At 66.1% G+C, this 24654-nt stretch carries 20 protein-coding genes and 1 pseudogene; 10 read left to right on the top strand and 11 right to left on the bottom strand.

Going from position 1 to position 24654, the window contains the following annotated elements; all coding sequences use genetic code 11:
- Positions 1-8 precede the first annotated feature (8 nt).
- The 3 genes from ACVWY6_RS01655 to ACVWY6_RS01645 are packed head-to-tail and all read right to left on the bottom strand — an operon-like array spanning position 9 to position 3480.
- Entirely contained in the window at positions 9-857 is an 849-nt protein-coding gene (locus tag ACVWY6_RS01655; RefSeq protein WP_031333064.1) for a sugar phosphate isomerase/epimerase family protein, read from the bottom strand.
- A 50-nt stretch (positions 858-907) separates the two neighbouring features.
- The gene (locus ACVWY6_RS01650; RefSeq protein ID WP_457535808.1) at positions 908-2506 is read right to left on the bottom strand and encodes a hypothetical protein; all 1599 of its coding nucleotides are present in this window, start codon (positions 2504-2506) and stop codon (positions 908-910) included.
- Positions 2507-2523: 17 nt separating this feature from the next.
- Positions 2524-3480: a Ppx/GppA phosphatase family protein gene (locus tag ACVWY6_RS01645; RefSeq protein ID WP_023961317.1), complete on the bottom strand. Its 957-nt coding sequence runs from the start codon at positions 3478-3480 to the stop codon at positions 2524-2526.
- 52 nt (positions 3481-3532) lie between these two features.
- Between ACVWY6_RS01645 and ACVWY6_RS01640 the strand changes: the two genes are divergently transcribed.
- The gene (locus tag ACVWY6_RS01640; protein WP_400729426.1) at positions 3533-4399 is read left to right on the top strand and encodes a hypothetical protein; all 867 of its coding nucleotides are present in this window, start codon (positions 3533-3535) and stop codon (positions 4397-4399) included.
- A gap of 4 nt (positions 4400-4403) precedes the next feature.
- On the opposite strand, the gene ACVWY6_RS01635 is transcribed toward ACVWY6_RS01640, so the two are convergent.
- The 4 genes from ACVWY6_RS01635 to ACVWY6_RS01620 all read right to left on the bottom strand — a co-directional run bounded on the left by ACVWY6_RS01635 (position 4404) and on the right by ACVWY6_RS01620 (position 7777).
- On the bottom strand, positions 4404-5093 hold the full coding sequence (locus ACVWY6_RS01635; RefSeq protein WP_023961315.1) for a response regulator transcription factor: 690 nt from the start codon (positions 5091-5093) through the stop codon (positions 4404-4406).
- Positions 5090-6409 carry a sensor histidine kinase gene (locus ACVWY6_RS01630; RefSeq protein WP_457535806.1) on the bottom strand — a complete coding sequence of 440 codons (1320 nt, stop codon included), beginning with the start codon at positions 6407-6409 and terminating at the stop codon, positions 5090-5092. The genes ACVWY6_RS01635 and ACVWY6_RS01630 overlap by 4 nt, the downstream gene beginning before the upstream one ends.
- Positions 6410-6587: 178 nt before the next feature.
- Positions 6588-6881 (bottom strand): GNAT family N-acetyltransferase, encoded by a 294-nt coding sequence (locus ACVWY6_RS01625; RefSeq protein WP_023961312.1) that lies wholly within the window; start codon positions 6879-6881, stop codon positions 6588-6590.
- Positions 6882-7030: 149 nt separating this feature from the next.
- Positions 7031-7777, bottom strand: coding sequence for a phosphoglyceromutase (locus tag ACVWY6_RS01620; RefSeq protein ID WP_023961310.1), 747 nt, complete (start codon positions 7775-7777; stop codon positions 7031-7033).
- 132 nt (positions 7778-7909) lie between these two features.
- Between ACVWY6_RS01620 and ACVWY6_RS01615 the strand changes: the two genes are divergently transcribed.
- Complete coding sequence (locus ACVWY6_RS01615) at positions 7910-8653, top strand: tyrosine-protein phosphatase (protein WP_457535804.1); 744 nt, start codon at positions 7910-7912, stop codon at positions 8651-8653.
- 90 nt (positions 8654-8743) lie between these two features.
- Complete coding sequence (locus ACVWY6_RS01610) at positions 8744-10216, top strand: MFS transporter (RefSeq protein WP_457535802.1); 1473 nt, start codon at positions 8744-8746, stop codon at positions 10214-10216.
- A 107-nt stretch (positions 10217-10323) separates the two neighbouring features.
- Here the strand turns inward: ACVWY6_RS01610 and ACVWY6_RS01605 are convergent, their stop codons facing one another.
- The 4 genes and pseudogenes from ACVWY6_RS01605 to ACVWY6_RS01590 form a co-directional block, all read right to left on the bottom strand.
- Complete coding sequence (locus ACVWY6_RS01605; protein ID WP_457535800.1) at positions 10324-11928, bottom strand: AMP-binding protein; 1605 nt, start codon at positions 11926-11928, stop codon at positions 10324-10326.
- 237 nt (positions 11929-12165) lie between these two features.
- Positions 12166-12768 (bottom strand): annotated as a pseudogene (locus ACVWY6_RS01600) (YbjN domain-containing protein); the annotation flags it as partial.
- On the bottom strand, positions 12765-14195 hold the full coding sequence (gene mshA, locus ACVWY6_RS01595; RefSeq protein WP_400720375.1) for a D-inositol-3-phosphate glycosyltransferase: 1431 nt from the start codon (positions 14193-14195) through the stop codon (positions 12765-12767). The pseudogene ACVWY6_RS01600 and the gene mshA, both read right to left, overlap by 4 nt.
- On the bottom strand, positions 14192-15079 hold the full coding sequence (locus ACVWY6_RS01590; protein ID WP_457535799.1) for an alpha/beta fold hydrolase: 888 nt from the start codon (positions 15077-15079) through the stop codon (positions 14192-14194). Before ACVWY6_RS01590 ends, mshA begins: the two co-directional genes overlap by 4 nt.
- A gap of 119 nt (positions 15080-15198) precedes the next feature.
- Here ACVWY6_RS01590 and ACVWY6_RS01585 point away from each other — a divergent pair, with 119 nt between their 5' ends.
- The 7 genes from ACVWY6_RS01585 to ACVWY6_RS01555 all read left to right on the top strand — a co-directional run bounded on the left by ACVWY6_RS01585 (position 15199) and on the right by ACVWY6_RS01555 (position 24520).
- Positions 15199-16173, top strand: a complete 975-nt coding sequence (locus ACVWY6_RS01585; protein ID WP_062797264.1) for a pirin family protein — start codon at positions 15199-15201, stop codon at positions 16171-16173.
- A gap of 47 nt (positions 16174-16220) precedes the next feature.
- Entirely contained in the window at positions 16221-17459 is a 1239-nt protein-coding gene (locus ACVWY6_RS01580) for a cytochrome P450 (RefSeq protein ID WP_457535797.1), read from the top strand.
- Entirely contained in the window at positions 17456-18040 is a 585-nt protein-coding gene (locus tag ACVWY6_RS01575; RefSeq protein WP_457535795.1) for a TetR/AcrR family transcriptional regulator, read from the top strand. Before ACVWY6_RS01580 ends, ACVWY6_RS01575 begins: the two co-directional genes overlap by 4 nt.
- Positions 18041-18140: 100 nt before the next feature.
- Positions 18141-19127, top strand: coding sequence for a metal ABC transporter solute-binding protein, Zn/Mn family (locus ACVWY6_RS01570; protein ID WP_031333055.1), 987 nt, complete (start codon positions 18141-18143; stop codon positions 19125-19127).
- A gap of 47 nt (positions 19128-19174) precedes the next feature.
- A complete protein-coding gene (locus ACVWY6_RS01565) occupies positions 19175-20044 on the top strand; it encodes a metal ABC transporter ATP-binding protein (RefSeq protein WP_400726678.1) in 870 nt (289 codons plus the stop codon).
- A complete protein-coding gene (locus ACVWY6_RS01560) occupies positions 20041-20940 on the top strand; it encodes a metal ABC transporter permease (protein WP_457535793.1) in 900 nt (299 codons plus the stop codon). The genes ACVWY6_RS01565 and ACVWY6_RS01560 overlap by 4 nt, the downstream gene beginning before the upstream one ends.
- 118 nt (positions 20941-21058) lie before the next feature.
- Positions 21059-24520 carry a BTAD domain-containing putative transcriptional regulator gene (locus tag ACVWY6_RS01555; RefSeq protein ID WP_457535792.1) on the top strand — a complete coding sequence of 1154 codons (3462 nt, stop codon included), beginning with the start codon at positions 21059-21061 and terminating at the stop codon, positions 24518-24520.
- Positions 24521-24654: the final 134 nt, after the last annotated feature.

The raw sequence follows: 24654 nt of genomic DNA, 5'->3' as shown, positions 1-24654 counted from the left end.
TGGGTCGGCTACGGCCTCTCGAGGTGCGTTCTCGCGAAATCCAGTGAGCGGGAAAGGATCTCACGACGCTCGGCCTTGGTGTTCACCGAACTCGTGGTGACCTCCAGAATGGCCGACCCGGAGAAGTCCCCGGCGGCCAGACTTTTACACACTTGCACACAGGGTTGCGAACCGTCGCCGGGGACCAGGTGTTCGTCCACAGCCGCCCCCGAACCATCGGTCAGGTGCAGGTGACGTAGGCCACCGCCCATCCGGTTGAGCATCTCGATCGCATCCGCGCCCGCGGTCGCCGCATGGGAGAGGTCGAGTGTGTAGTGCGCGAAACCGTCATCGGTGGGGTCGATCGACGTCGCGAAGGCAGAGACCGCCGCGCCCGGTCCCCCACCGCGCCTTCGCATCCGCCCGGCGGCCTCCTCGTACTTGCCGAAGAACCTGTCGGTGCGGACAGGGAACATGTTCTCCACCGCGATGTCGATCCCCGAGTCGTCCTCGAGTGCGTCGATCAGATCGCGAAAACCACCCGCGTACTTTCGCTGCCACCGAAACGGTGGATGCACCACCACGGTCCCGGCGCCGAGATCCTCCGCCGCGGCCACCGACCGCGCCAGCTTGGCGGCGGGGTCGCGACCCCAGACCCGTTGCGAGATCAGCAGACACGGTGCATGCACCGACAACACAGGCAGATGGTAGCGGTCGGACAGGAACGCGACCCTGTCGATGTCCTGGCTGACCGGTTCTGCCCACACCATCAGCTCGATGCCGTCGTACCCCAGATCATTGGCGTACTGGAAAGCGGCTTCGGTGTTCTGGGGATACACGGACGCGGTCGACAGACCGATCGCAATGTCTTCTCTCATCGACTCTTTCGGAGAACCCTGCGCGGACACGGCGATCTCCTCGGGCACTCTCAGTCTCCGGCGACGAGCAAGAGAACCAACGGGCCGATGGTCACCAGGAGACCGACCCCCAACGCCAAGAGTGTACTGATCAGGTCCTGACTGCGACGGACCACATGGACCAGGGTGACCATGCCGAAGATGACCGCGACCGCCAGGACGAGCGCGAAATACACGTTCCAGCGCCACAGTTCGGTGAAGCCCCAGAAGAGGGCGACGCCCACTGCCAATCCGGCGAGGACCTGACCGATCAGGATCAACCACTGCACGGTCGGCGAGTGTCGCGAATCACCGTCGGCGGTCTGAGCGCTGCCCTCGTCGTGGGTCGATCGAGCGTCCGTCCCGCCGGCCGGTGTGTCGGCAGAGGATCCGGTGAGCCGCGCCTTGACGGCCTCGGTCTCTTCGGCGCTCGGGTGCACCTGCGGATGGATCAGCGGTCCGTGTTCTTCCGTGGCCCCGACCTCACGCAGGCCCGACGGCATGCCGGACGCCACCGGGTCGGTGCCCGTGAGGTCGACCTCTCGCGGATCCGGTTGCCGTACATCGCGTTTGGTCAGATCTGGACCTGACCCCTGCGTCTGCTCGTCGTCATCGACATCAAACCGGAGGTAACGGCCCGAGGCTGCACCCGACGTTGCCGTGGTGGCCTGCTGCGAAGTGGCGGGTTGCGGGGCCGTCTGTTCCGGCTCGGCCTGCTGCGATCCGTCCGCTGTGGGCATCGATCGGGTGGACGCGTCGGGCTGGGCCGGAGGGTGGCCGGAGTCATCGACCGTCGGGATGAGCTGGGTGACCTGGTGGTCGGTGTTGCCACCGGCGTGGTCGTCGGACCGCTCAGGCGCCGACGGCGCAGGTGCCGATTCGTCCGCCTTGCGTCCGAAGCCGAACAAACCGCGTTTGCGTTTGGCCGGCTTGGGGGCGGCAGAGGAGTCGTCGACGTCCTCGAAGTTGCGGTACCGCTGGAAGTCGGCCTCGCGCTCGGCGGCGGTACGGAAGTCGTGCTGACCGTCTTCCCTGTTGCGGTCGGGGTCGTTCTCGTCCACCTGCGAATACGCCTGGACCGATGCGATGACGCCGGTGGTCTCCTCGTCGGGGTGCCCGTCGGACTGCTGGGCCTCTCCCGACCCGGTCTGCGAGTCCTCGCGCTCGCCAGGGTAGGCCGCCGGCATGGCTGCGGTCTGGTCGCCGCTCGGCGCCGACTCTGTGTCCGACCCCTCCGATGATTCATCGGCCCGCTGCTCATCCGCCGGCGCCTCGACATCACGGGGGCGCGACAGAACAGGACGTTCGGGCTCGCCCGGCGTCGGTGCGGCGGCATCGTCGGTGTCCTGCGCGCGTTTGGACACGTCTGCTGAGTTGAAGTCCCGGGTGGGTGGCGGGACAGGGTTGTCACCTCGGCTGGGCGGCGGGGCAGAATCGTTCACCCGAGGGATCTCGCCGGTGAGTTCGGCAACCGACACCGCGCCCTTGCCTCCACGGTGGCGACGGCCGGTCGGCGGGTTGGCTGCAGGTTGAGACCCGGTTGCCGCGTTCTCCGCGTCCTGCTCCTTGGCCCGCGCCAACAACTCGGCAACCGAGATGGGGCGTGAATCGGGATCGGATCCTCTAGCCATGAGTTAGTTCACCATCCTTAGCGTTCACCAGCCGGCAACTCGGTATCGCTGGACTCCAGGTCCAGTCTGCGCAGAATGACACCTTCGCGCAGGGCCCACGGGCATATCTCCAAAGTATCGATCGACAGTGCTCGCATGCTCGCCTCGGCCACCAGTGCGCCTGCCACGAGCTGTCCCGCGCGGTTCACACTCACTCCCTCCAGCTCGGCCCGGTCCGCCGTGGTCATCCTGGAGATGAAGGCGATCAACTGCCGTAGACCATTGCTGGTCAGTGTCCTCTTCACCCGGGGTCCAGCGCTGGAAGGCGCCGCTCCGGTGAGTCGCGCCAGCGAGCGGAACGTCTTGGAACTGCCAACGGCGAGGTCGGGCGTGCCCGCCGCGAGAAGCTCTTTGGCCGCCGGCGCCAGTTCGGCGTCGAGCCAGTCACGCAGCACCGCGACCTTGCGGCGGCCGGGCGGATCGTCCGACAACCACTCGCGGGTCAGCCGGCCGGCGCCCAGTGGCAACGACAACGCGACGTCGGGTTCCTCGTCAACGCCGTTGGACAACTCGAGTGACCCGCCGCCGATGTCGAGGGCGACGATTCGGCCCGAGCCCCATCCGTACCAGCGGCGCACCGCCAGCGACGTCAGTCGTGCTTCGTCGACGCCGGAGAGCACAACCACGCGCACACCGGTCTCATCGGCGACCCGGTTGAGTACGTCATCGCAGTTGGTGGCATCACGAACGGCCGAGGTGGCAAACGCCATCACCTGTTTGCAGCCCGAGGTATAGGCGATCTTGGTGAACTCGTCGACTGCCTCCACCAGGCTGTCTGCACCGGGATCGGACAACCGCCCATCGGTGTCGATCTGCTCGGCGAGCCGCAAAGTGGACTTGGTCGAGCTCATCGGGGTCGGGTGACCGCCACGGTGAGCATCGACCACCAACAGGTGGACAGTGTTGCTGCCGACATCGAGGACTCCTAAACGCACGGCTTACAACCTAGTGCGTCTACCGTTGATACTTGTGCAGCCAGCCTCCAAAATGGTGCCCGCCCCCGAGGTCCCGTTGGACTTTCCGAGGGAATGGTACGAATTCGCAGACCCAGCCGACCCCGAACGCATCATCAACGCCGACCTCACCTGGTTGTTGTCGCATTGGACATGCGTCTTCGGCACCCCGGCGTGCCAGGGCATCATCGAGGGCCGCGAGAGCGATGGGTGTTGCAGCCACGGCGCCTATCTGTCCGACAAGGGCGACCGCAAGAACCTCGCCAAGGCCGCGGCCATGCTGACGCCCGACGACTGGCAGTTCTACGAAAAGGGTTCGGGCAAAGACCCCTTGGGCAAGCGGGGATACCTCGAAGAGGATGAGCTGGACGACGAGCCCGCCATCAAGACGCGCAAGTACAAGGGCGCCTGCATATTCCTGAACCGGCCGGGGTTCGCCGGCGGGCAGGGTTGCGCCCTGCACTCGATGGCACTGCGCAAGGGCATCGAGCCACTCGAGGTCAAGCCGGAGGTCTGCTGGCAACTGCCTGTTCGCCGGGAGGAGCAGTGGGTGGAACGCCCCGACGGTGAACAGGTGCTCAAGACCACGATCACCGAGTTCGACCGCAGGGGCTGGGGTTCAGGTGGCGCCGACCTGAAGTGGTACTGCTCGGGGTCGCCGGACGCGCACATCGGCGAGAAGCAGGTGTGGCAATCGTATGGACCCGAGCTGATCGCGCTGATCGGCAAACCGGCCTACGACGAATTGGCCACCGTCTGCCGTCGCCGCAGCGCGCTGGGCCTCGTCGCGGTGCACCCGGCCACGGCAAAGGCCACCCAGCGCCAAGAGGGCGACCGCAAGTACGCCCAGCATCCCGAGGCCGAAGACATCGCCGACCCCGGTCTGCCGGACGTCACCTGAGAACTCAGGGCTCGAACTTGTAGCCCAGACCGCGCACCGTCACGAGGTGTTTCGGGTTGCCGGGGTCGGATTCGATCTTCGACCGCAGCCGCTTGACGTGGACGTCGAGGGTCTTGGTGTCGCCCACGTAGTCGGCGCCCCACACGCGGTCGATGAGCTGTCCGCGGGTGAGTACCCGTCCGGCGTTGCGGAGCAGATACTCGAGCAGGTCGAACTCTTTGAGCGGCAACGTCACCGACTGGCCACTGGCCGAGACCGTATGGCGTTCGACGTCCATCGAGACCGGGCCGGCCTCGATGAGTCCGCCGTCGAGGTCGTCGGTCTCGGCCGAATCACCACCGCGGCGCAGGACCGCCCTGATCCGCGCGATCAGCTCACGGGCCGAATAGGGTTTGGTCACATAGTCATCGGCGCCCAACTCGAGCCCCACAACCTTGTCGATCTCGCTGTCGCGGGCGGTCACCATGATCACCGGCACCGACGACTTGGCGCGGATCGCCTTGCACACCTCGGTACCCGAGGCACCCGGCAGCATGAGGTCCAGGAGGACGATGTCGGGACCGACGCGTTCGAAGACGGGCAACGCAGAGTTGCCGTCGGTGACGATGGTGGCCTCGAATCCCTCCTTACGAAGCAGGAACGCAAGCGGGTCGGCCAAGGACTCCTCGTCCTCGACGATCAGCACATGTGTCAACGGCTCAGTTCTCTCTCTTCGGTGACCACGGTCTGCGTGGTCGGTTCTGCGCTTGTGGCAGTGGACAACTCGGGGGTTCGCGACGTGGTGCGTGTCGCCAGCGGGATGGTGAGGGTGAAAGTGGATCCGGTGCCGGGTTTGCTCCACAGGTCGATGGATCCGCCGTGGTTCACCGCAACGTGTTTGACGATGGCCAGCCCCAGGCCTGTTCCCCCGGTGGCCCGCGACCTCGCCTTGTCGACCCGGAAGAAGCGTTCGAACACCCGCTGCTGGTGTTGCGGGGCGATCCCGATGCCGCGGTCGGTGACGGCGATGGCCACCATCTGGCGGTTGTCGATGGTCACCACACGCCTGCTCACCGACACCGCGGTACCGCTGGGCGAGTACGCGATTGCGTTGGCCACAAGATTGTTCAGAGCGGTGAGCAACAGGGTGTGGTCGCCGTCGACGTGCAGATCGGAATCCTCGTCGGTGGTGAGTTTGATGCCGGCGGCCTCGGCGTTGATCTGGGCGCGGTCGATGACCTCGTCGATGAGCACGTCCACCTCCACGTCCTCGAGGTCGGGCAGCTTCTCGGCGCCCTGCAACCGCGACAGCGCGATCAACTCGGAGACCATGTTGCCCATGCGCAGGGCCTCGATGCGGACCCGCTCACCGAAGTGCTCCACCGAGTACGGGTCATCGGCCGATTCCATCAACGCTTCGGCCAGCAGTCCGATGGCGGCGACGGGCGTCTTGAGTTCGTGCGAGACGTTGGCCACGAAATCGCGGCGGGTCTGCTCGACCCGCATGTGTTCGGAGTCGTCCTGGCCGTAGATGACGGTGTAGCGCTCGTCTCCGTCCGAGATCCGTTCGGTGACACACGAGACCGACTGGATCTTGCGGCCCGGCCCCCGGCCGGTGGACACAAAGGCGCCGATGCCTTGCGGCGGTACGAAGGTGAACCTGCTGGTGTCGCCGCTCTCGAGGGTGTATCTGGCGTAGTCCCACACGTCGTCGTCGAGGAGATGGTCGCGGACCATGCCGAGGGCGTTGGCGCGATCGTTGAAGAACACGACGTCCCGAACGTCGTCGACCACCGCAACACCGGTCTCACCACCGTCGATGATCAGGTCGAGCAGGGTGGCCCGGGTCATCCGGGGAACCCGGGCGGACGACGGATGCAGAAGTGGTGCGACATCGGACTCGACCGGCGTTGCCGATCGGGCGAGGTCGGAGAACGCGGAGGCGGCGCGCCTGCGGCCCAGATACCATCCGGCCGCCACGCCGATAAGAAGTGCCAGCACGCCCACTGCCGCGATGAAAATTGCGGTCACAAGCAAATCTTACGGGCAGGGCAACAGGACACCACAGCAGAATGCTGGGCAGTGACGGTCGGTAACAAGTCAGCGCGCAAGTGTTCGGACGCTGTTCATCCGATGGTCGCCGAAAGAGCCCCGCACGCGCGATCGGCAGGGATCGGGCTCATCGAATCGAGGTGACGTCCAGGGTGGATCAGCGGGTGACCTCAGTGGCCATCGGCGCATATTGCGGATGTTGCTCGATGAAATAGCCGACGTACGAGCACAGCGGTACGACCTTTTTCCCTGAGCGCTCGATATCGTCGAGGACGTACTTCACCAGGTGCCCGGCATAACCTTTGCCACTGAATTGATCGAGCACGACGGTATGGGTCAGCACCACCTGCTCGGGCTCACTGACGTAGTCGAGGTATCCGACGTATTGCTCGCCGTCGAAGATCTCATACCGTTCCTGGGCCTGAGAATGTGTCACGCGGATATTTGCCATGCAATGCTCCCCCGCCTCAGCTGGATTCGCCGGTCAGATGGGCAAGCGCCATCATGAGACCAGGGTAGACCTGATCAAGGGGTACGAGAGCGGGATGCGGCAATCACTTGATCGCGAATTTCCGATCGAAAAGAAAGAGCGATTGCTCGCTATTTACTCCCCTGCGCCGCCACCGCCGCAGCGCCTTCAGCGGCAGCCTCGGGGTCCAGATATGCGCCGCCTTTGATGACCGGCTGGAGATTCTCGTCGAGGTCGTAGCGCAGCGGATTACCCGTCGGAATGTTCAGCCCCGCGATGTCGTCGTCCGAGATCCCGTCGAGGTGTTTCACCAGAGCGCGCAGCGAATTGCCGTGCGCAGCCACCAGCACCGTCTTGCCCGCCTTGAGGTCGGCGACGATGGTCTCGTTGTAGTACGGGATCAATCGGTCGACAACATCCTTGAGGCATTCGGTCTGTGGAACTGCCGGCAGGTCCGCATACCGGGGATCTGCGTCCTGGCTGTACTCGCTGCCCTTCTCCAGGACCGGCGGCGGGGTGTCGTAGCTACGGCGCCACAACATGAACTGGTCGTTGCCGAACTTCTCTTTGGTCTCGGCCTTGTTCAGACCCTGCAGAGCGCCGTAGTGCCGCTCGTTCAATCGCCAGTCACGCACCACCGGGATCCAGTGGCGGTCGGCCCTGTCCAAAGCGATCTGAGCGGTCGAGATCGCGCGGCGGAGCAGCGAGGTGTACAGGACGTCGGGGAGCAGATCGTGCTCGACGAGCAGCTCGCCGGCGCGTACCGCTTCGGCCTCGCCCTTCTCGGTGAGGGCAACGTCGACCCAACCGGTGAACTGGTTGGACGCATTCCACACGCTTTCACCGTGACGCATCAAGATCAGGGTTCCGTTGCTCATAGGGCAGTAGTTTTCCACAGGCCCGCCACGGAAGCATTTGTCACCTGCCGGTCGTGGCATTCGACACCTATCGGTCGATCGAGGCCAAACAACAACAACACACCGCGCGGATCGACCCCCTACACTGACGCCATGCTCTCAGGCGCGTGGAATTTCCGTGACGTATCCGGCCTCAAGACCACCGAAGGACGTTGCGTCGCTTCGGGTTTGCTGTTCCGCAGTTCGGAACTGAGCAACCTCGACGACACCGGCGGGCAAGATCTCATCAACCTCGGCGTCACCGATGTCTTCGATCTGCGTGACTACGCGGAGATCGAGAAGAGCGGGTCGGACCGCGTTCCGGACTCGATCGAGGTGCACATCGTTCCCTTCGATCTCCGGCCGGACGGCAAGGCACCACACGAGATGTCTGGCGACGACTACATCGCCAACCGCACCCGCTACATGTACGACGTCTACGCGCAGATGCCCGCGCTCCCCGGCGCGATGAGCACCGTTGACCAGGTGATCAAGTTGCTCGGCGACCCCGATCGGCGGGTTTTGGTGCATTGCGCAGCCGGCAAGGACCGCACCGGCTGGGTGGTGGCTGCCGTGCTCACCGCGCTCGCGGTGGATCCCGACGAGATCATGGCCGACTACTTGGAGAGCAACGGCGACATCGACGCCCTTCGCGCGCACCTGCAGCGCATCTACGGCCCACCGGAGGGCGGCGAACCGATCGAGATCTCCAATGACCTCCTCGGGGTGAAGGCCGACTACCTGCAGAGCGCGCGCGAGGCCGCCCTGGAGAAGTTCGGCACCTTCGACGAGTATCTGGCGGCATGCCGGGTGACCGCGGGTGACCTGGATCGCTTACGCGCCCGCATGCTGGCGTAGTCACAAACAAGCCTTATCCGGGCTCCGACTGCAGGTCAGCGCTCGTGTCCGATTTGTTTGGCGAACTCATTTGCATGCATGATGCAAGTAATGAAACGTGAGTCGAACACCAATCCCAACCCGAACCTGCTCATCGCGGTGTTGTGCTTCGGGGGGTTGCTGGCATCGTTCATGCAGACGCTCGTCGTGCCCATCGTCGGCAAGCTGCCCGGCTACCTCGACACCAGCTCCGACAACGCCTCCTGGGTCATCACCGCCACCTTGCTGACGGCCGCGATCGCGATGCCGATCTCGGGCCGCCTCGCCGACATGTTCGGCAAACGCGTGGTGATCCTGTCGTGTATAGCCGCCATGGTTCTCGGCTCGATCATCTGTGCGCTCACCTCGATGGTGCTCCCGATGATCATCGGACGCGGCATCCAGGGACTGGCGATGGGCCTCATCCCGTGTGGCATCAGCCTGCTGCGCGACAAGCTCGAACCGGCCCGGGTCCCCGGTGCCATCGCGACGATGTCGGCGACCCTCGGTGTGGGTGGCGCGATCGGACTACCGGTCGCCGCCTACATCACACAGACCTTCGACTGGCACGTCCTGTTCTGGACGTCGGGCGCGCTCGCCACGTTCACCTTCTTCCTGGTGCTGATCCTGGTCAGCGAATCACCGGTCCGCTCCCCCGGCACCTTCGACGTCGTCGGGGCCATCGGGATCACCGCTGCCCTCGTCGCGCTGCTGCTCGCCGTGTCGAAGGGCAACACCTGGGGATGGACCAGTGCGTTGACGCTTGGCCTGGCCGGAGCCGGCCTGGTGGTCCTGGTCCTCTGGGGCTGGTTCGAGCTTCGCATCAAGACGCCCCTGGTGGACCTTCGCACGTCGGCGCAGCCGATCATCGTGCTGACCAACGCGGCGTCGGTGCTGATCGGATTCGCCCTCATGGCGATGAGCCTGGCGGCGCCGCAGCTGCTGCAGATCCCGCACATCCCAGGCGTCGTGGAGTACGGGATGGGACAGACCATCCTCGCCACCGGCCTGCTGCTGGCCCCCGGAGGACTGATGATGATGTTCCTCTCGCCGGTCTCGGCCCGGCTGAACATTCACATCGGTCCGAGGTTCACGCTGCTCATCGGTTCGGTGATCATCGCCCTGGGTTACCTGTTCTCGATATTCCTGATGGCCGAACCGTGGCAGATCTGTGTGGCCATGGTGATCGCCAGCGCAGGCGTGGGAATCGGCTACTCGGCCATGCCGGCGTTGATCATGTCGGCCGCACCACTGCACCAGATGGCCGCCGCCAACAGCCTCAACTCGCTGATGCGATCCATCGGTACGGCGATCGCGTCGGCGCTGATGGCCACCATCCTCGCCAGCTCCGTGATCGACCTCAGCCCGACCGCCTCTGTGCCGGCCGAGTCCAGCTTCCAGCTGGTGTTCATCGTCGGCGGCCTCGCTGCTCTCGCTGCCGCGCTGCTGGCGCTTGTCATCCCCAGCAAGCACGTCCGGCACGCCGGCGCCGGCGCGGTGGAGGCGAACCGTTCGAGCGAAAAGGTCGCCGCCGCAACCGATTGACGCCAGATATCCACCGAATACACAAAAGACGCTCCACCGGCCGGTGGAGCGTCTTCTGTATTGGTGAAGCCCTCTGGCGACGCTGTGAGACGCCGGGACCAGACGGATCAGGCGGGCTTGCGCAGATCCTTGCGGAGGATCTTGCCTGCCGCGCTCTTCGGGATGGCGTCGATGAACTCCACCTCGCGGACCTTCTTGTGCGGAGCAACCTGCGAGGCGACGAACTCGATCACCTGCTCACCGGTGAGATCGGAGCCTTCGCGCTTGACCACAAACGCCTTCGGGATCTCCTCGCCGGTGTCGGCCTCGATCACGCCGATGACCGCAACGTCCGCGACATCGTCGTGGGTGAGCAGCAACGCCTCGAGTTCGGCGGGCGGCACCTGGTAGCCCTTGTACTTGATGAGTTCTTTGAGCCGGTCGACGATGTAGACGCAGCCGTTCGCATCGACCCGCGCCATGTCACCGGTGTGCAGGAACCCGTCGTCGTCGATGGTCTCCTTGGTTGCCTTGTCGTTGTTCAGGTAGCCCGCCATGACGTTCGGACCCGCCACCCACAGCTCACCCGGCTCGCTGAGTCCTTCGGCCGGGATGTCGATCTCGTTGCCGGTGGCAGGATCGACGATCTTGTTGACCGTGTTCGGGATGGGCCAACCGCACGACGACAGCGGCGCCTCCGGACCGTCGCCGGGTTTGCTGGGCATGGCGTGGCTGACCGGGCTCAGCTCGCTCATGCCGTAGCCCTGGATGACCCGGGTGTTCAGGCGCTTGGCGACAGCATTGCCCAGCACCTCGTCCAGTGGCGCGGCACCCGACATGATGGTGTTGACCGACGACAGGTCGTAGTCGTCGATCAGCGGGTGCTTGGCCAGCGCAACCGCCACGGGCGGCGCGATGAACACATAGCTGCACTTGTAGTTCTGGATGGATTCGAGGAACTGCACCAGATCGAAACGGGGCATCACCACGAGCCTCGCCCGGTTGTACAGCGCGAGGTTGAGCAGCACCGTCATCCCGTAGATGTGGAAGAACGGCAGCACCGCGAGGACCGAGTCGTCGTGGGACATGTTCAGCAGCGGCTGGCTCTGCGCCACGTTGGCGACCAGGTTGCGATGGGTCAACATCACGCCCTTGGGGTTGCCGGTGGTGCCCGAGCTGTACGGCAGGACCGCAAGATGGGTGGCCGGGTCGAAGCTGACGTCCGGAGCCGCAAGGCCGGCACCCAGCAGATCGAGCGCGTTCGGGTGAGGGCTCTCGGCCTCTCCGGGCCCGTTCAGCAAAATCACCGCGCTCTCGGGCAAACCGACCTGCGCTGCTGCCGCCTTGGCCTGGTCGCCGAGCTGGGTGATCGTGATGAGCATCTTGGCACCCGAGTCGGTGAGCTGCTTGGCGATCTCGGGCGCGGTGAACAGCGCGTTGACCGTGGTCGCAGTGGCGCCCGCACGCAGGATGCCGTGGAACACGAACGCGAACGCCGAGGTGTTCGGCGACAGCAGTGCAACCTTGTCGCCCACCTCGATGCCACGCGCTGCCAGCGCTCCGGCGAAGGCGTTGATCCGGCCGATCAGCTCTCGGTAGGTGGTGCCCTCGGTGGCGCCGGCGTCGATCAGCGCGGTCCGATCCAGGTCCTCCTCGCTGATCGACCCGAACAACGTCTCGTAGATCGAATCCTCGGAGATCTCCACAGGGGGAAAGGGACTCTTGAAACTCATGATTCTTCGGCCTCCGGCGTTGTTGTTGACGATCAGTCAACAACAGTAGCAATGCCGGTTGTCAGGGTCTGCCGAATCGGACAGTTAGTCGTCCAGACCGACGTCCGACGACGGGGTTGCCGCGTCGAATGCCTGCGGCCGACCGTTGTCGCCCTCTTCGCGACCCTTCTCCACGCCGCCGATCGGCGCACCACCGACAGAGGGCGTCCCGTCGCCCCCGGAAAGGTGTGCACCGCCTTCACCGCGGGCACGCTCACCGTGCGACCGGGGCGCGCCGCCGTTGCCGTTGTGCGACGGCACCGATCGACCAGGTGCCCCGTCTGACCCGTCACCGTCGATGAGGTGCTCGAACGCCTTGAGGTTGTTCAGCGACTCACCGCGCGAGACCCGCCATGCCCATTCACGCCGGATCGAGGTGATGAACCCGATCTCCAAGAGCACGTTGAAGTCGCCGTCGGCCGCTTCGAGGACCTGCCCGAGCAACCGGTCCAGTTCGGCGTCGGTGATCGACTCCGCCGAATGCCTGCCGACCAGGTAGATGTCGCCCGAGTTGTCGAGCGTGTACGCCACGCCGTAGAGCCGTCGGTTGCGTTTGAGCATCCAGCGATAGACGCCCTCGTGATTCTCGTCGGGTTTGCGGCAGACAAACGCCTCGATCCGCAGTCCGTGTGGGGCCACGGTCAGCAGCACCGTGGTCTTGAGTTTCTTCTCACCCGGTAGATCCACCACGAAGTAGTCGGCGTCCTTGCCGCCGGAATCCTTACGGCTGAAGGTCATCTCGCGTTGGGTGAGGAATTGGTCGATCGTCGAACCGAGCTCTGAGGTGATCTGTGATGTCATGTTCGTGCCCCATTTCTTCGTCCGGCGAACCGGCGTGCCATCCGGGCCAGAGGTCGGGCTTCGGGTTCGGCCACGACTGCCTGCGGAGTGGTTTCTTCTGAGAGGTTGCCCAGCGACTGGGTTGTACCCGGATCGGACGCATTCGATACCTGCACGCGATTTCGCCGGAAACTCTCGATGGCCCTGCCGTAACTGTCCAGCAGCTGATCCGCGGTGTGATCCCACGAGAAGTTCTGGGCGTGCCGGTGCGCGGCCTCTCCCATTGCCGCGAGGGCGGTTTCGTCCCCCAGCAAACGGTCGAGTTCCCCGGTCCAGCGGTCGATCCCGTGTCCGTCCACCAGGACACCACTGACGCCGTTGTCGACGGCCACCCCCAGCCCGCCGACATCCGCGGCGAGCACGGGTATCCCCGCCGCCTGCGCTTCGATGGCGACCAATCCGAAGCTCTCCGAATAACTGGGCACCGCAACCACATTCGATGCGCGGTACACCTTGGCCAGCGACTCGGGCGACTGCGGCGGGATGAACGTGACCGACGACTCGATGCCGAGGTCACGGCTGAGCTCGATCAGTGACGTGGGGCGTTCCAACCCGGAGCCTGACGGCCCACCGGCCACCAGTACCCGGAGTTTTCGTCCGTTCGAGAGTCCGCGACGGATCAGCGGCGCCGCGGCCCGGAGCAACACGTCCGGAGCCTTGAGTGGCTGGATCCGGCCGACGAACGTCACCACCACCTCGTCAGGGTCCAGTCCGAGGTCGAGCCTGGCGTCGATGCGCGGCCCAGGCGTGTAACACTCGAGATCAGCACCGGGGGTGACCACGTCGATCCGCGACGGGTCCGCGTGATGGATCGAGATCAGTTGCTGCGCTTCGGTTTCGGTGTTGACGATCAGACGGTCGGCCTCATCGACGACCTGCTGCTCACCCACCTGCCGCATCGGCGGTTCGGGGGTGTCGCCCTCGGCGAGCGAGGCGTTCTTGACCGCGGCGAGAGTGTGCGCGGTGTGCACGAGAGGTACTGCCCATCGGTCGCGGGCCAGCCAGCCGACCTGTCCGGACAGCCAATAGTGCGAGTGGACGAGGTCGTAGTAGCCCACCGGCCGTCCCGCCTCGGCCCGCAGGACACCCGCCGTGAACGCACACAACTGGGTGGGCAGGTCCCGCTTGTCCAGCCCCTCGAACGGACCGGCCACCACGTTCCGCACGGTCACCCCCGGGGCCGCCTCCACCACGGGCTCATCGGCCGATGATGTTGCTCGCGTGAAGATCTCGACCTCGACACCACGCTGCGCCAGACGTTTGGCGGTCTGCCACACGTAGACGTTCATCCCGCCGGCGTCTCCGACCCCGGGCTGGGCCAGCGGGGACGTGTGCACCGAGATCAGCGCCACCCGCCGCGGAACCGCGGGACCGACGGCCGGACTCACGACCGGACCCCCCTGGCCGGGCCGTAAGACCGGATGGACTCGGCCACGAAGCCCTCCACCTGACGCGCGAAGGTGTCGGGATCGTCGACGAACGGTGCGTGACCACCGCCTTCCCAGAACTCCGCGGTGGCTGCCGGGATGAGAGACGTGGCGTGTTCGGCGCACGAGATGTCGGCCACCGCATCGGCAGTGCCGTGGATGACCAGTGCGGGCACATCGAGAGCCGCGAGGACATCATCATGGTCGGCGCCGCGGCCGAACAGTGCGCTGCGCACCGCGGGCGCCGTGGCCAGCGATGTGCCGAGGAACCGCTGGAGGGTGGAACCGTCGCCGAGCGGTGTCACGGCGGCGACGAAGTCGGACAGCGCCGCCACCGCCACCTTCGGATCGTCGGACAACGCATCGGGCAATGCGGCGCGCATCGCAGGCCCGATCCGGCCACCGGGCTTACCCCGCCCCATCGAGGTGGTCGCTCCCACCAGGACAACACCTGCAACGGTGTCCGACGCCCGCCCCAGGGTCGCGAGGTGGTCGCACACGACCAGCCCGCCGTACGACCAGCCGAGCAGGAACACCGGCTGGCCGGGCCCGACCTCGGCGGCGAGCACCGCGGCGACGTCACCTGCAAAGTGCGCCGGTCCGAAGTTCTCGACGGTCGTCGCAGGGGGTACGCCGGACTCGCCGTGCCCGCGCAGATCCATCGCGATGACCCGATGCTCGCGCCCGAGGAGTTCGAGTAGGTGATTGCCCCAGCAGGTGGATGACTGTGCCCAACCGTGAATGAGCAGCAGTGCCGGGCTGTCTGCGTCGGCGGCCCGCCCGGCGACCCGATAGCTGATGCGCGTGCCGTCGGGTGCCTCGACCTGGCCCATGGTGGTGCCCATGAGTCCACACTAATGGTGTGGCTCAGGGGGCACGGACCAGCAACCGTGGTCACGGAATGAATCGGACCGCGGTCCGGTTACACTGGCTGTACGAATCACCTCCATCTAAGGAGCACGTCATGCCCGCCGTCACAGCCGATACCTTGACCCTGCCCCGCATCGCAGGCCCCGTCGCCACGGACACCGAGCGGCCCGTCAGGTCGGTCACCACCGGCCCGCGTGGGTACGAGGGTGAGGGTTTCCCTGTTGTCCGGGCCTTTGCCGGCGTCTCCAAGACCGACCTCGACCCCTTTGTCCACATGGATCAGATGGGCGAGGTCGAATACGAGCCCGGCGAACCGCGTGGGACCAGCTGGCACCCGCACCGCGGATTCGAAACCGTGACCTACATGATCGACGGCCGGTTCGCTCACCAGGATTCTCATGGCGGTGGCGGCCTGATCGAAGACGGCGCCACCCAATGGATGACGGCCGGGTCGGGCATCCTGCACATCGAGACACCGCCCGCAGAGCTGGTCGAGAGTGGCGGACTGTTCCACGGGGTCCAGCTGTGGGTGAACCTGCCGAAGAAGGCGAAGTTCGCCACCCCGGCCTACCAGTCCATCGAGGGCAACCAGGCCACCCTGCTGAGTTCGCCCGACGGAGGTTCGCTGGTGCGGATCATCGCGGGCGGCATCGACGGTCACACCGGCCCGGGGTCGACCCACACACCGATCACGTTGGCTCACGCCACCATCGAGCCGGGCGCGGCCCTGAACCTGCCGTGGAACCGCGACTTCAACGCACTCGTCTACGTCCTGTCCGGGCGCGGCACCGTGGGACCCGTGGGCAATCCCATCCAGCAGGGTCAGCTCGCAGTCCTCGGACCCGGCGACCGGATCTCCATCTCGGCTGCGCAGCAACAGGACTCGAACCGCCCCGCGCTCGAGGTGCTGCTGCTCGGCGGACGCCCGATCCGTGAGCCGGTGTTCCAGTACGGACCGTTCGTGATGAACTCCCGCGCCGAACTCATCGAGGCGATGGACGACTTCAACGCCGGCAAGTTCGGCCACATCCCGCCGGGTGCGCTCATGCCGCACACCTCGGGAGCCTGACACCACAAAGGGTTGACACATTGGCCCAAGTGTCTCAGTGTTGAGACATGCGGGCCGATGTGTCATATCCAGCCGAGTTCACCCTGCGCTCTGGGCAGACATGGCGTGAACCCTGGGCGATGTACACGGCTCTGCGTGACCACGATCCGGTCCATCGCGTCCGTACCGACCGTCCCGACCGCGACTTCTGGGTACTCACCCGACACGCGGACGTCACCCGCGCCGCCGACGACTGGCGCACCTTCACCTCCACCGCAGGCCTCACCGTGACCTATGGCGAACTCGAGAGCCTCGGCCTCGCCGACAATCCGCCCATGGTGATGCAGGACCCGCCTGCGCACACCGACTTCCGCAAGCTGGTGGCCCGCGGGTTCACCCCGAAGCAGGTCACCGACGTCGAGCCCGCAGTGCGGCATTTTGTCACCGACCGGCTCGATGTTCTCCTCGACGCCGGAGAAGGCGACGTGGTCGCGGACCTGTACAAACCCCTGCCGTCGATGGTTGTCGCGCACTACCTGGGTGTGCCGGAGTCGGACCGGCGCGCGTTCGACGGCTGGACCGAGGCGATCGTCGGCGCCGACACCTCAGATCTGGCACGGGCAGGCGAGGCCGCGTCGGCGGCGGTCGTGGAGCTGATGGGGTATTTCAGCACGCTGATCGCCTATCGGCGAGAACATCCCGGCGACGACACCGTGTCGCATCTGGTGAGGGCGGGAGTCGGCGAGGACGGCAACACTGAGGGGTTGCTGTCGATCCTCGCCTTCGCCTTCACCATGGTCACCGGGGGTAACGACACCACCACCGGGGTGCTGGGCGGTGCCACCGCGCTACTCGGCGAACACCACGGACAACGGCGCGAACTGGCAGACGATCCCGGGCTCATCGTCGGGGCGATCGAAGAGTTCCTCCGTCTCACCTCACCGGTCCAGGGCCTGGCCCGGACCACCACCGTCGACACCGATTTCCAAACGGATGCCGGGCCTGTGACCATTCCGGCGGGTCGCAAGGTCTTGCTCTGCTACGGCGCGGCCAATCGCGATCCGCAGGTTTTCGGTGACGACGCAGACCGACTCGACATCCATCGGCGCCCCCGCCAGATACTCACGTTCAGTCGAGGCGGTCACCACTGCCTTGGGGCGGCGGCTGCGCGGATGCAGGTCCGGGTGACGCTCGAAGAGCTGCTGAGGCGCTGCCCCGACTTCGAGGTCGACGCCGATTCGATCACCTACGCCAAGGGCAATTACGTACGCCGTCCGACCAGACTGCTTGTGCGGACCAACCGGTGACGGCCGCCTCCTGGCTGGGCGAGAGCCGATCGGCCATCGCTGCCGGCCGCATTCTCGACGTAGCGGCCGAGCTGTTCGCCGAGCACGGGGTGGATGCGGTCAACATGAACCAGATCTCCGCCGCCGCCGGATGCTCGCGGGCCACGCTCTACCGCTACTTCCCGTCGCGCGCCGAACTGCAGATGGCCTTCGTCGAACGCGAGGCCCGCGTGCTCTCCCGGCAGCTCGCCGAGCGTGTGACCGACGTCGCCGACCCGGCACGGCGGACCACCGACGCGATCGTCGCCGCCGTCGAGGCAGTGCGCACCGACCCGGTGTTGCACTCCTGGTTTCGCCCCGGCTCGGCAAGCCTGGCGGCCGAACTCGGATCATCGTCCGAGCTGATCAAGAAGATCGTCACGGCGTTTGTCTCCGACGACCTCACAGGCGACTCTGCAGGCCCGAGCGCCGATGAAGGGTTGCGAGCGCAGTTCATTGTACGAATGATCGTGTCGCTGTTAACAACTCCCGGCACCGACGCCGCCGAGGAGCGCGCGATCATCGAACGGTTCGTGACGCCGGCCGCGGTGGCGCCAGGCTGATTTCGCCTGGCTGTCGGTAACGGTTATCATTAGCGTCTACCCGATGGAGCCCCCGCCTTGATGAGGCGGCCATCGTCTCGACGTGAAAGGTCACCTCCCGATGCGCACCTGGTCCCGACCCCTGGCGGTTGCCGCCGCCGTCTCCCTCACCGCCGCCCTGGCGGCCGGATGCTCCTCGGACGACGGGGGCACCACCGCCGACGGCAAGGTGTCCATCGTGGCTTCCACCGACGTCTGGGGTTCGGTCGCCGCTGCGGTCGCCGGCGACAAGGCCGAGGTGACGTCGCTGTACAACTCCCCCACCGGAGACCCGCACGAGTTCGAACCGAACGCACAGGACACGGCCAAGGTCTCCGAAGCGGGTGTGGTGGTCCTCAACGGCGGGCACTACGACACCTACATGGAGGACGCGCCCAAGAGTTCCGGTGCCGTCGTGATCAACGCCTTCGAACTCGCCGAAGGTGGGCACGAAGAAGCCGGGCATGAAGAAGCCGGTCACGAAGAAAGCGGCACCGAGGAGTCAGGCCACGATCACGGAGCGGGCGAGGCCAACGAGCACGTCTTCTACGATCTCGCGGTCGCCGGGCTCGTCGCCGACAAGGTGGCCGAGGCCCTGTCCGAGAAAGACAGCGCCAACGCGCAGACCTACCGCGACAACGTCACCGAGTTCAACAAGCGGCTCGATGAACTGACTGCCCAGGTCGCCGCCATCAAGACCGCGAACCCCGATGCCCCGGTGGCCCAGACCGAACCGCTCGCTTACTACCTGCTGCTCGACGCCGGACTCAAAGATGTCACCCCCGCCGGTCTGCAGGACGCGGTCGAGGCCGGGCAGTCGCCGTCGGCCCGCGACATCGCGGCCACCCAGGATCTGCTGCGGGGACGCCAGGTGCGCGCCCTCATCTACAACACACAGGCAGTTGACGAGGGCACCAAGGCACTTCTCGACATCGCGAACAGCTCGGGCGTGCCGGTGGTCGACTTCACCGAGACCCTGCCCGCCGGAACCACCGACTACATCGAATGGCAGAAGGCTAATGTTGAGACCCTGACGTCCGCCCTGGCGTCCGATACGACCACTCCCTGATCGACCTCGTGATCGACCAGACCGACACCAAGCAGTTAGCGCAGTTCATGACCCAGCCCGAACCGGCATCACTTCTGGACAACAGCGGTGCCGCCGTCACGATCAGCGGCGCGCGCCTGAAGTTCGGGCAGCGGGTGCTGTGGGACGAGTTCGACCTGACCGTGGCCCCCGGCGAATTCATCGCGATCCTCGGGCCCAACGGGTCGGGCAAGACCTCTCTGCTCAAGACACTGCTGGGCCAGTACCAGCTGAACGCGGGAACGGTTGCGGTGCAAGGCCGCAGCCTGCGGGCCGGCGACAGCACCATCGGGTACATCCCGCAGCAACAGACCCACGATGAGGGTGTGCCGCTACGTGGCCGGGATCTCGTCGGTCTCGGCGTGGACGGGCAGAGGTGGGGTATCGGGTGGCGAAACCGCAAGCGCCGCAACGCTCTTGTCGACGATGCGATCGCCCAGGTGGATGCTCGCGAGTTCGCCGACGCCCCGTTGGGACTGCTCAGCGGTGGCGAACAACAGCGGCTTCGGGTTGCGCAGGCACTGTCGGGCGATCCTTCGGTGTTGCTCTGCGACGAGCCGCTGCTCAGTCTCGACCCCGCCAACCAGAGCCGGGTGGCCGCGCTGATCGACCGCCGTCGCCGCGACCACGGAACCGCTGTCCTGTTCGTCACCCACGAAATCAACCCGATCCTCCCGTACGTCGATCGGGTCGTGTACCTCGTCGACGGCCGGTTCCGCATCGGGACACCGGCGCAGGTGATGACGTCGGAAACCCTCAGCGAGCTGTACCAGACGCGTGTCGATGTCCTGGAGGTGCAGGGCCGGCTCATCGTCGTCGGCGCCGACGAATCCGCCTGCCACGGTGATAGCGGTGACCTCGAACACCTGTCCACCCGCGATGTCGAGGTGAAGGAATGAAGGCCCAGTGGTCGGACTTCTTCGACTTCGACGCCACGATGAACCTGCTCTCCTACGACTTCGTCCAGCAGGCGTTGGTGGCGACCGCGCTGCTCGGCATCCTCGGCGGCGTCCTCGGCCCGATGGTCGTGAGCCGTCAGATGTCGTTTGCCGTCCACGGCACCAGCGAGTTGTCGTTCACCGGAGCCGCTGCTGCTCTGCTGTTCGGCTTCAGCGTCAACCTAGGCGGAGTGATCGGGGCGATCGTCGCGGCCGTCATCTTCGGTTTGCTGGGTAACCGTGTGCGCGAACGTGATTCGGTGATCGGCGTCGTGATGGCGTTCGGTCTCGGACTGGCGGTGCTGTTCATCGCGCTGAACCCGGGACGCATCGGAACCGGATTCAACCTGCTCGCCGGGCAGGCCATCAATGCGGGCACCCAAGGCGCCGAGGCCGTGGTCATCACCACTGTCGTCGTGGTCGCGGCGATGGCTGTCATCTATCGGCCGCTGCTGTTCGCCAGCACCGACCCCCGCGTGGCCGAGGCCCGTGGAGTGCCGATGCGGCTGCTCTCGGTGGCGTTCGCGGTGCTGCTCGGCGCAGCTGTGGCCCAGAGCGTGCAGATCATCGGCGCCCTTCTGGTGATGTCGCTGCTGATCACCCCGGCCGCAGCCGCCATGCGGGTGTCGTCGAACCCCACCGTGGTGCTCGGGTTGTCCATCTTGTTCGCCGAGATCGCCGCGGTCGGCGGTATCGTCTTGTCGCTCGCTCCGGGGCTGCCGGTCTCCGCCTTCGTCACCACCATCTCTTTTGTCATCTACCTGGTATGCCGCGTGGTCGGCTCCAAACGGTCCGCCGGCTCTGGACGCCGACGGGTTCCCGCCTCCAGCAAACCACTGCTCGGCACCAGTTTCTGAGACTTTCGCCTCCCCGCTGGCTCGAACCTGCTCGGCAAGGACACGCCAGATCGACCGATCGCCTAAGCTCTCATTTCGGGTGACGCTGTAGCACGCGGCCCGGACCGGAAGGCAGGCGATGCGGTATCAGTTGCTCGGACCGCTGTCCGTGGTCCGTCGCGCCGACCACTCGCAGGTCGTGGAACTCGGGTCGCCCAAGCAGCGGATGGTGCTGGCGCTGTTGCTCCTCAATCGCGGCACCGTCGTCTCCATCGACCGGCTGTCCGACGCGATCTGGGGAGAAGACGCACCGCCCAGTGCCACGTCCAGCCTGCAGGCCTACATCTCGAATCTGCGCCGGGCGCTGCGTAACGACGCGGTCGGCACCTCCCCCATCCGGCGACAGTCGAACGGGTACATCTTCGAGATCTATGATTCCGAACTCGACATCGACGAGTTCCTGGACCTCGCCAATTCGGCCCGCCAGGCCTCCGACCGCGAGGACTGGGCGCCGGCCCTCGAGACGTCCGATCGTGCTCTCGGTATGTGGCGCGGACGGCTGCTCGACGGTTTCGGTGACGAGAGCTGGGTTCAGACCGAGGCGGCCGGACTCGAAGAACTCCGCAGCGGGTGCCGGGAGAACCGGATCACCGCGCTCCTGGCGCTGGGGCGCGTTCCCCAGGCACTCGCCGATGTGGTGGCACTGCAGACCGAGCAGCCCTATCGCGATCGCAGTTGCTGGCTGCACATGATGGCGCTGCACCGGGCGGGCCGCTCGGCCGAAGCCCTCGATGTGTTCACCGAACACGCGCGCAGACTCGACGACGATCTCGGACTCGAACCGAGCTCCGAACTGCGCGAGTTGCAAGGTGCGATCCTGCGCCACGACCCGGAGTTGGCCGCGTGGCCCCGTAAACCCAGCTGGTCCGGGGCCAGCGAGATCCGTTCACCCGAACCCGAGGCGGTCCCGGATCAGCCGGCCCCGGCCTCTACTGCCGCATCGAACGGCAAACTGGTGGGCCGCACGCGCGAGATCGATCACATCGGCCGGCTGCTCGGTGAGGTGGTCGCGGGGAACACGCGCTGGCTCATCCTGATCGGCCCGCCGGGCATCGGAAAAACACGACTCGCCCACGAGGCCGCCCAGCGGATGCAGGCCCTGGGTGGTCGCGCTGTGTGGGCCCGCAATCCCGAGGAGGGCGCCCCCGCCTGGTGGCCCGCCCGTCAGCTCGTCGAGGCGCTGGGCTGCGACCCCGCCGAGATCCTCACCACCCAGGACGGCGTGGACGCCGACACCGCCCGCTTCACCACGTACGACCGGGTACAGCGCGTCATCGAACAGAGTTCGGCGACAACACCTCTGACGGTCGTGATCGATGATGCCCAATGGGCCGACGCGATGTCGGTGGGCGCGCTCGCCTCCATGGCGACCGCTGTGCACGGGCACCCGGTGGGCTTCATCATCACTCTGCGCGAGGGCGAGCACGGGACCGCGCTCGGTCGGCTCCTCAGCGCGGTCGCCCGCGGAGGTGGCAACCGTCAGATCGTCGTGTCGGCACTGGCCGATGACGATGCCGCGACACTGGCCAATGAGATCGCCGACGAAGCCCTGTCCGACACTGAGGTCTCCCGCTTGATCAGGCGCACGGGCGGCAATCCGCTGTTCGTCTCCGAATACGCGCGCCTGTCCAAGGACGAACGCGACGCCGGTGAACTGCCGCAAGCAGTCCGGTCCGTCCTCGGCCTGAGGTTGGCCGGCCTCGATCCTGCTGTGTTGCAGGTGCTCCGGATGGCCGCAGTCATCGGCGACGCGATCGACGTGGCGCTTCTCTCGGCCACCACCCGTCTCGACATCGACTCGCTCGCCGACCATCTCGACGAGGCCGCCGACGCCCGCATCATCGCCGCGGCCCCGGGCACCGACGGTTATGCGTTCGCCCACGGATTGCTTCGCGAGGAAGTGCTGGCCCAGATGCCGACGCTGCGTCGTAAACGCGCGCACGCCAAGGTCGGCGAGGTACTCGAAGGTGCATCGGGCTCGGACGTGTTGGGCAGGCGTGCACAACATCTCATGGCCGCGCTGCCTTTGGTGGAGGCCCGCGACGCGGTTGCGGCATGCATCGCGGCGGCCACCGCTGCCGCCGAGCGATGGAACTCCGAGTCCGCGGCCAACTGGTGGCATCAGGCACTGGTGGCCTACGACCTGTTGCCCGCAGGCGATCAGGACGACGCAGAGCGGGACGGCCTCACCGTGTCCTATCTCGAGGCACTGTCACGCTCGGGCCGTGGCCAGACCGTACTCGACACGGTCGAAACGGAACTGGCCATGGCCATCCGAACCGAGAAGACCGCGACCATCGGAAAACTGGCCGGTTCGCTGCTGCGTTCGGGCGGAGGGTGGCCGTGGGTCACCCCGGGCAAGGACCCCGCGCCGTTGCTGGCCCTGCTGTTTCGCGCCGAACAGATCGTCGCGGACGAATCTGCCGCGCGTGCACAGGTTCTCGGAGCACTGTGTGTCGGGCACAGCTATCATCCCGACCCCACGCTGGCGCCCGAATTGATCGTCCGCGCAGAACATTTCGCGGCCATCGCGAACGATCCCGAGATCACGGCCGAGGTGATGATGGCCCGGCTGATCACCTTCTCCGGCGTCGCCACCCATGCCGCCGAAGCCATCGCCACGATCGGTGACCTGCTGACCTTCGCGCACAGTCAGGCCCGATTCGACACCGTGATCGCACACTCGATCGCGACCATGGCCGCGTTCACCCTCGGCGACGTGCACGCGGTCCGGGGCCATCTGCTCCAGGCAATCAACGGCAGCGAGGAGCTGAACCTGCCGATCTTGCGCGCACAGCTTCGCTGGATGGAGGTGGTGGTGGCGGTCTGGGACGGCGACTTCGAACGGGCCACCCGGCACCGGGCCATCGCCAAACGTGTCCACGAGCAGACCGAGCTGTACGTGACCGGACAGTCCAACATGTCCTTGATGGGGTTGCGCCGCGAGCAGGGCCATCTGTCCGAAGACGAGGCGTCGATGGCCCGCGATCTGATCGAGGGTGTGGCGGCCAGCGCCGAGGACACCGACATGATCGGCGTCATCGCGGCCGGATTGGCCACCGTCCCCGGTGCTCCGGTCGACCGGAACCTGGCCGAGAAGCTCATCCGGCAGCGGCAGGACACCCGCGGCGCACATGTGTGGCACACGCTCGGTCACGCGACGGCTCTCGCCCACCTGGTGGCACAGTTCGAGCTGACCGACTTCGCCGCAGACTTCATCGCCGAACTCGAACCCTTCACCGGGTGCATCGGCGTGATCGGTCAGCTCGGTTCCGTCGGCCCGGTGGACCTCGCCCTCGCCAGGCTTCACATGTTGCTGGGCGACACCGCCGCCGCAACCGAGGCAGTGGCGGTCGCGGCCGAGGTCGCCGAGCGCAACGGCGGGCAACCGACCGTCCTCCGTTGCCAACTTCTGCAGTGGCAACTGCGTCCACCGGCCGAACGACATCTCGACGAACTCGATGACATCGGTGCCCGGGCGGCCGAGTTCGGGATGGCGGGTCTCCTCGAGGACGTGCGCACAGTTCGTGAGCAGGCCTGACGCCGACCCGCCCCGGGACCCCGAACGGATCCGGCCCACTTCTTGACGTTTCCTTGGACTCGCCACCAAGCAGATGCCAAGTGATGTGACGCAACCTGTTGCCATCGACTTCCCCGATGATGAGAGGCGTTCGC

Source organism: Williamsia sp. R60, assembly GCF_054063855.1.
The sequence above is the reverse complement of the archived record's forward strand: the minus strand, read 5'-3'. Positions and strand labels throughout refer to the sequence as shown.

Coding starts and splice junctions, on each gene's coding strand:
- ACVWY6_RS01605 (WP_457535800.1), bottom strand. CDS start 11,928: ATGAGTTTCAAGAGTCCCTTTCCCCCTGTGGAGATCTCCGAGGATTCG.
- ACVWY6_RS01565 (WP_400726678.1), top strand. CDS start 19,175: ATGACCCAGCCCGAACCGGCATCACTTCTGGACAACAGCGGTGCCGCC.
- ACVWY6_RS01590 (WP_457535799.1), bottom strand. CDS start 15,079: ATGGGCACCACCATGGGCCAGGTCGAGGCACCCGACGGCACGCGCATC.
- ACVWY6_RS01650 (WP_457535808.1), bottom strand. CDS start 2,506: ATGGCTAGAGGATCCGATCCCGATTCACGCCCCATCTCGGTTGCCGAG.
- ACVWY6_RS01625 (WP_023961312.1), bottom strand. CDS start 6,881: ATGGCAAATATCCGCGTGACACATTCTCAGGCCCAGGAACGGTATGAG.
- ACVWY6_RS01560 (WP_457535793.1), top strand. CDS start 20,041: ATGAAGGCCCAGTGGTCGGACTTCTTCGACTTCGACGCCACGATGAAC.
- ACVWY6_RS01615 (WP_457535804.1), top strand. CDS start 7,910: ATGCTCTCAGGCGCGTGGAATTTCCGTGACGTATCCGGCCTCAAGACC.
- ACVWY6_RS01555 (WP_457535792.1), top strand. CDS start 21,059: ATGCGGTATCAGTTGCTCGGACCGCTGTCCGTGGTCCGTCGCGCCGAC.
- ACVWY6_RS01655 (WP_031333064.1), bottom strand. CDS start 857: ATGAGAGAAGACATTGCGATCGGTCTGTCGACCGCGTCCGTGTATCCC.
- ACVWY6_RS01580 (WP_457535797.1), top strand. CDS start 16,221: ATGCGGGCCGATGTGTCATATCCAGCCGAGTTCACCCTGCGCTCTGGG.
- ACVWY6_RS01585 (WP_062797264.1), top strand. CDS start 15,199: ATGCCCGCCGTCACAGCCGATACCTTGACCCTGCCCCGCATCGCAGGC.
- ACVWY6_RS01620 (WP_023961310.1), bottom strand. CDS start 7,777: ATGAGCAACGGAACCCTGATCTTGATGCGTCACGGTGAAAGCGTGTGG.
- ACVWY6_RS01640 (WP_400729426.1), top strand. CDS start 3,533: ATGGTGCCCGCCCCCGAGGTCCCGTTGGACTTTCCGAGGGAATGGTAC.
- ACVWY6_RS01610 (WP_457535802.1), top strand. CDS start 8,744: ATGAAACGTGAGTCGAACACCAATCCCAACCCGAACCTGCTCATCGCG.
- ACVWY6_RS01570 (WP_031333055.1), top strand. CDS start 18,141: ATGCGCACCTGGTCCCGACCCCTGGCGGTTGCCGCCGCCGTCTCCCTC.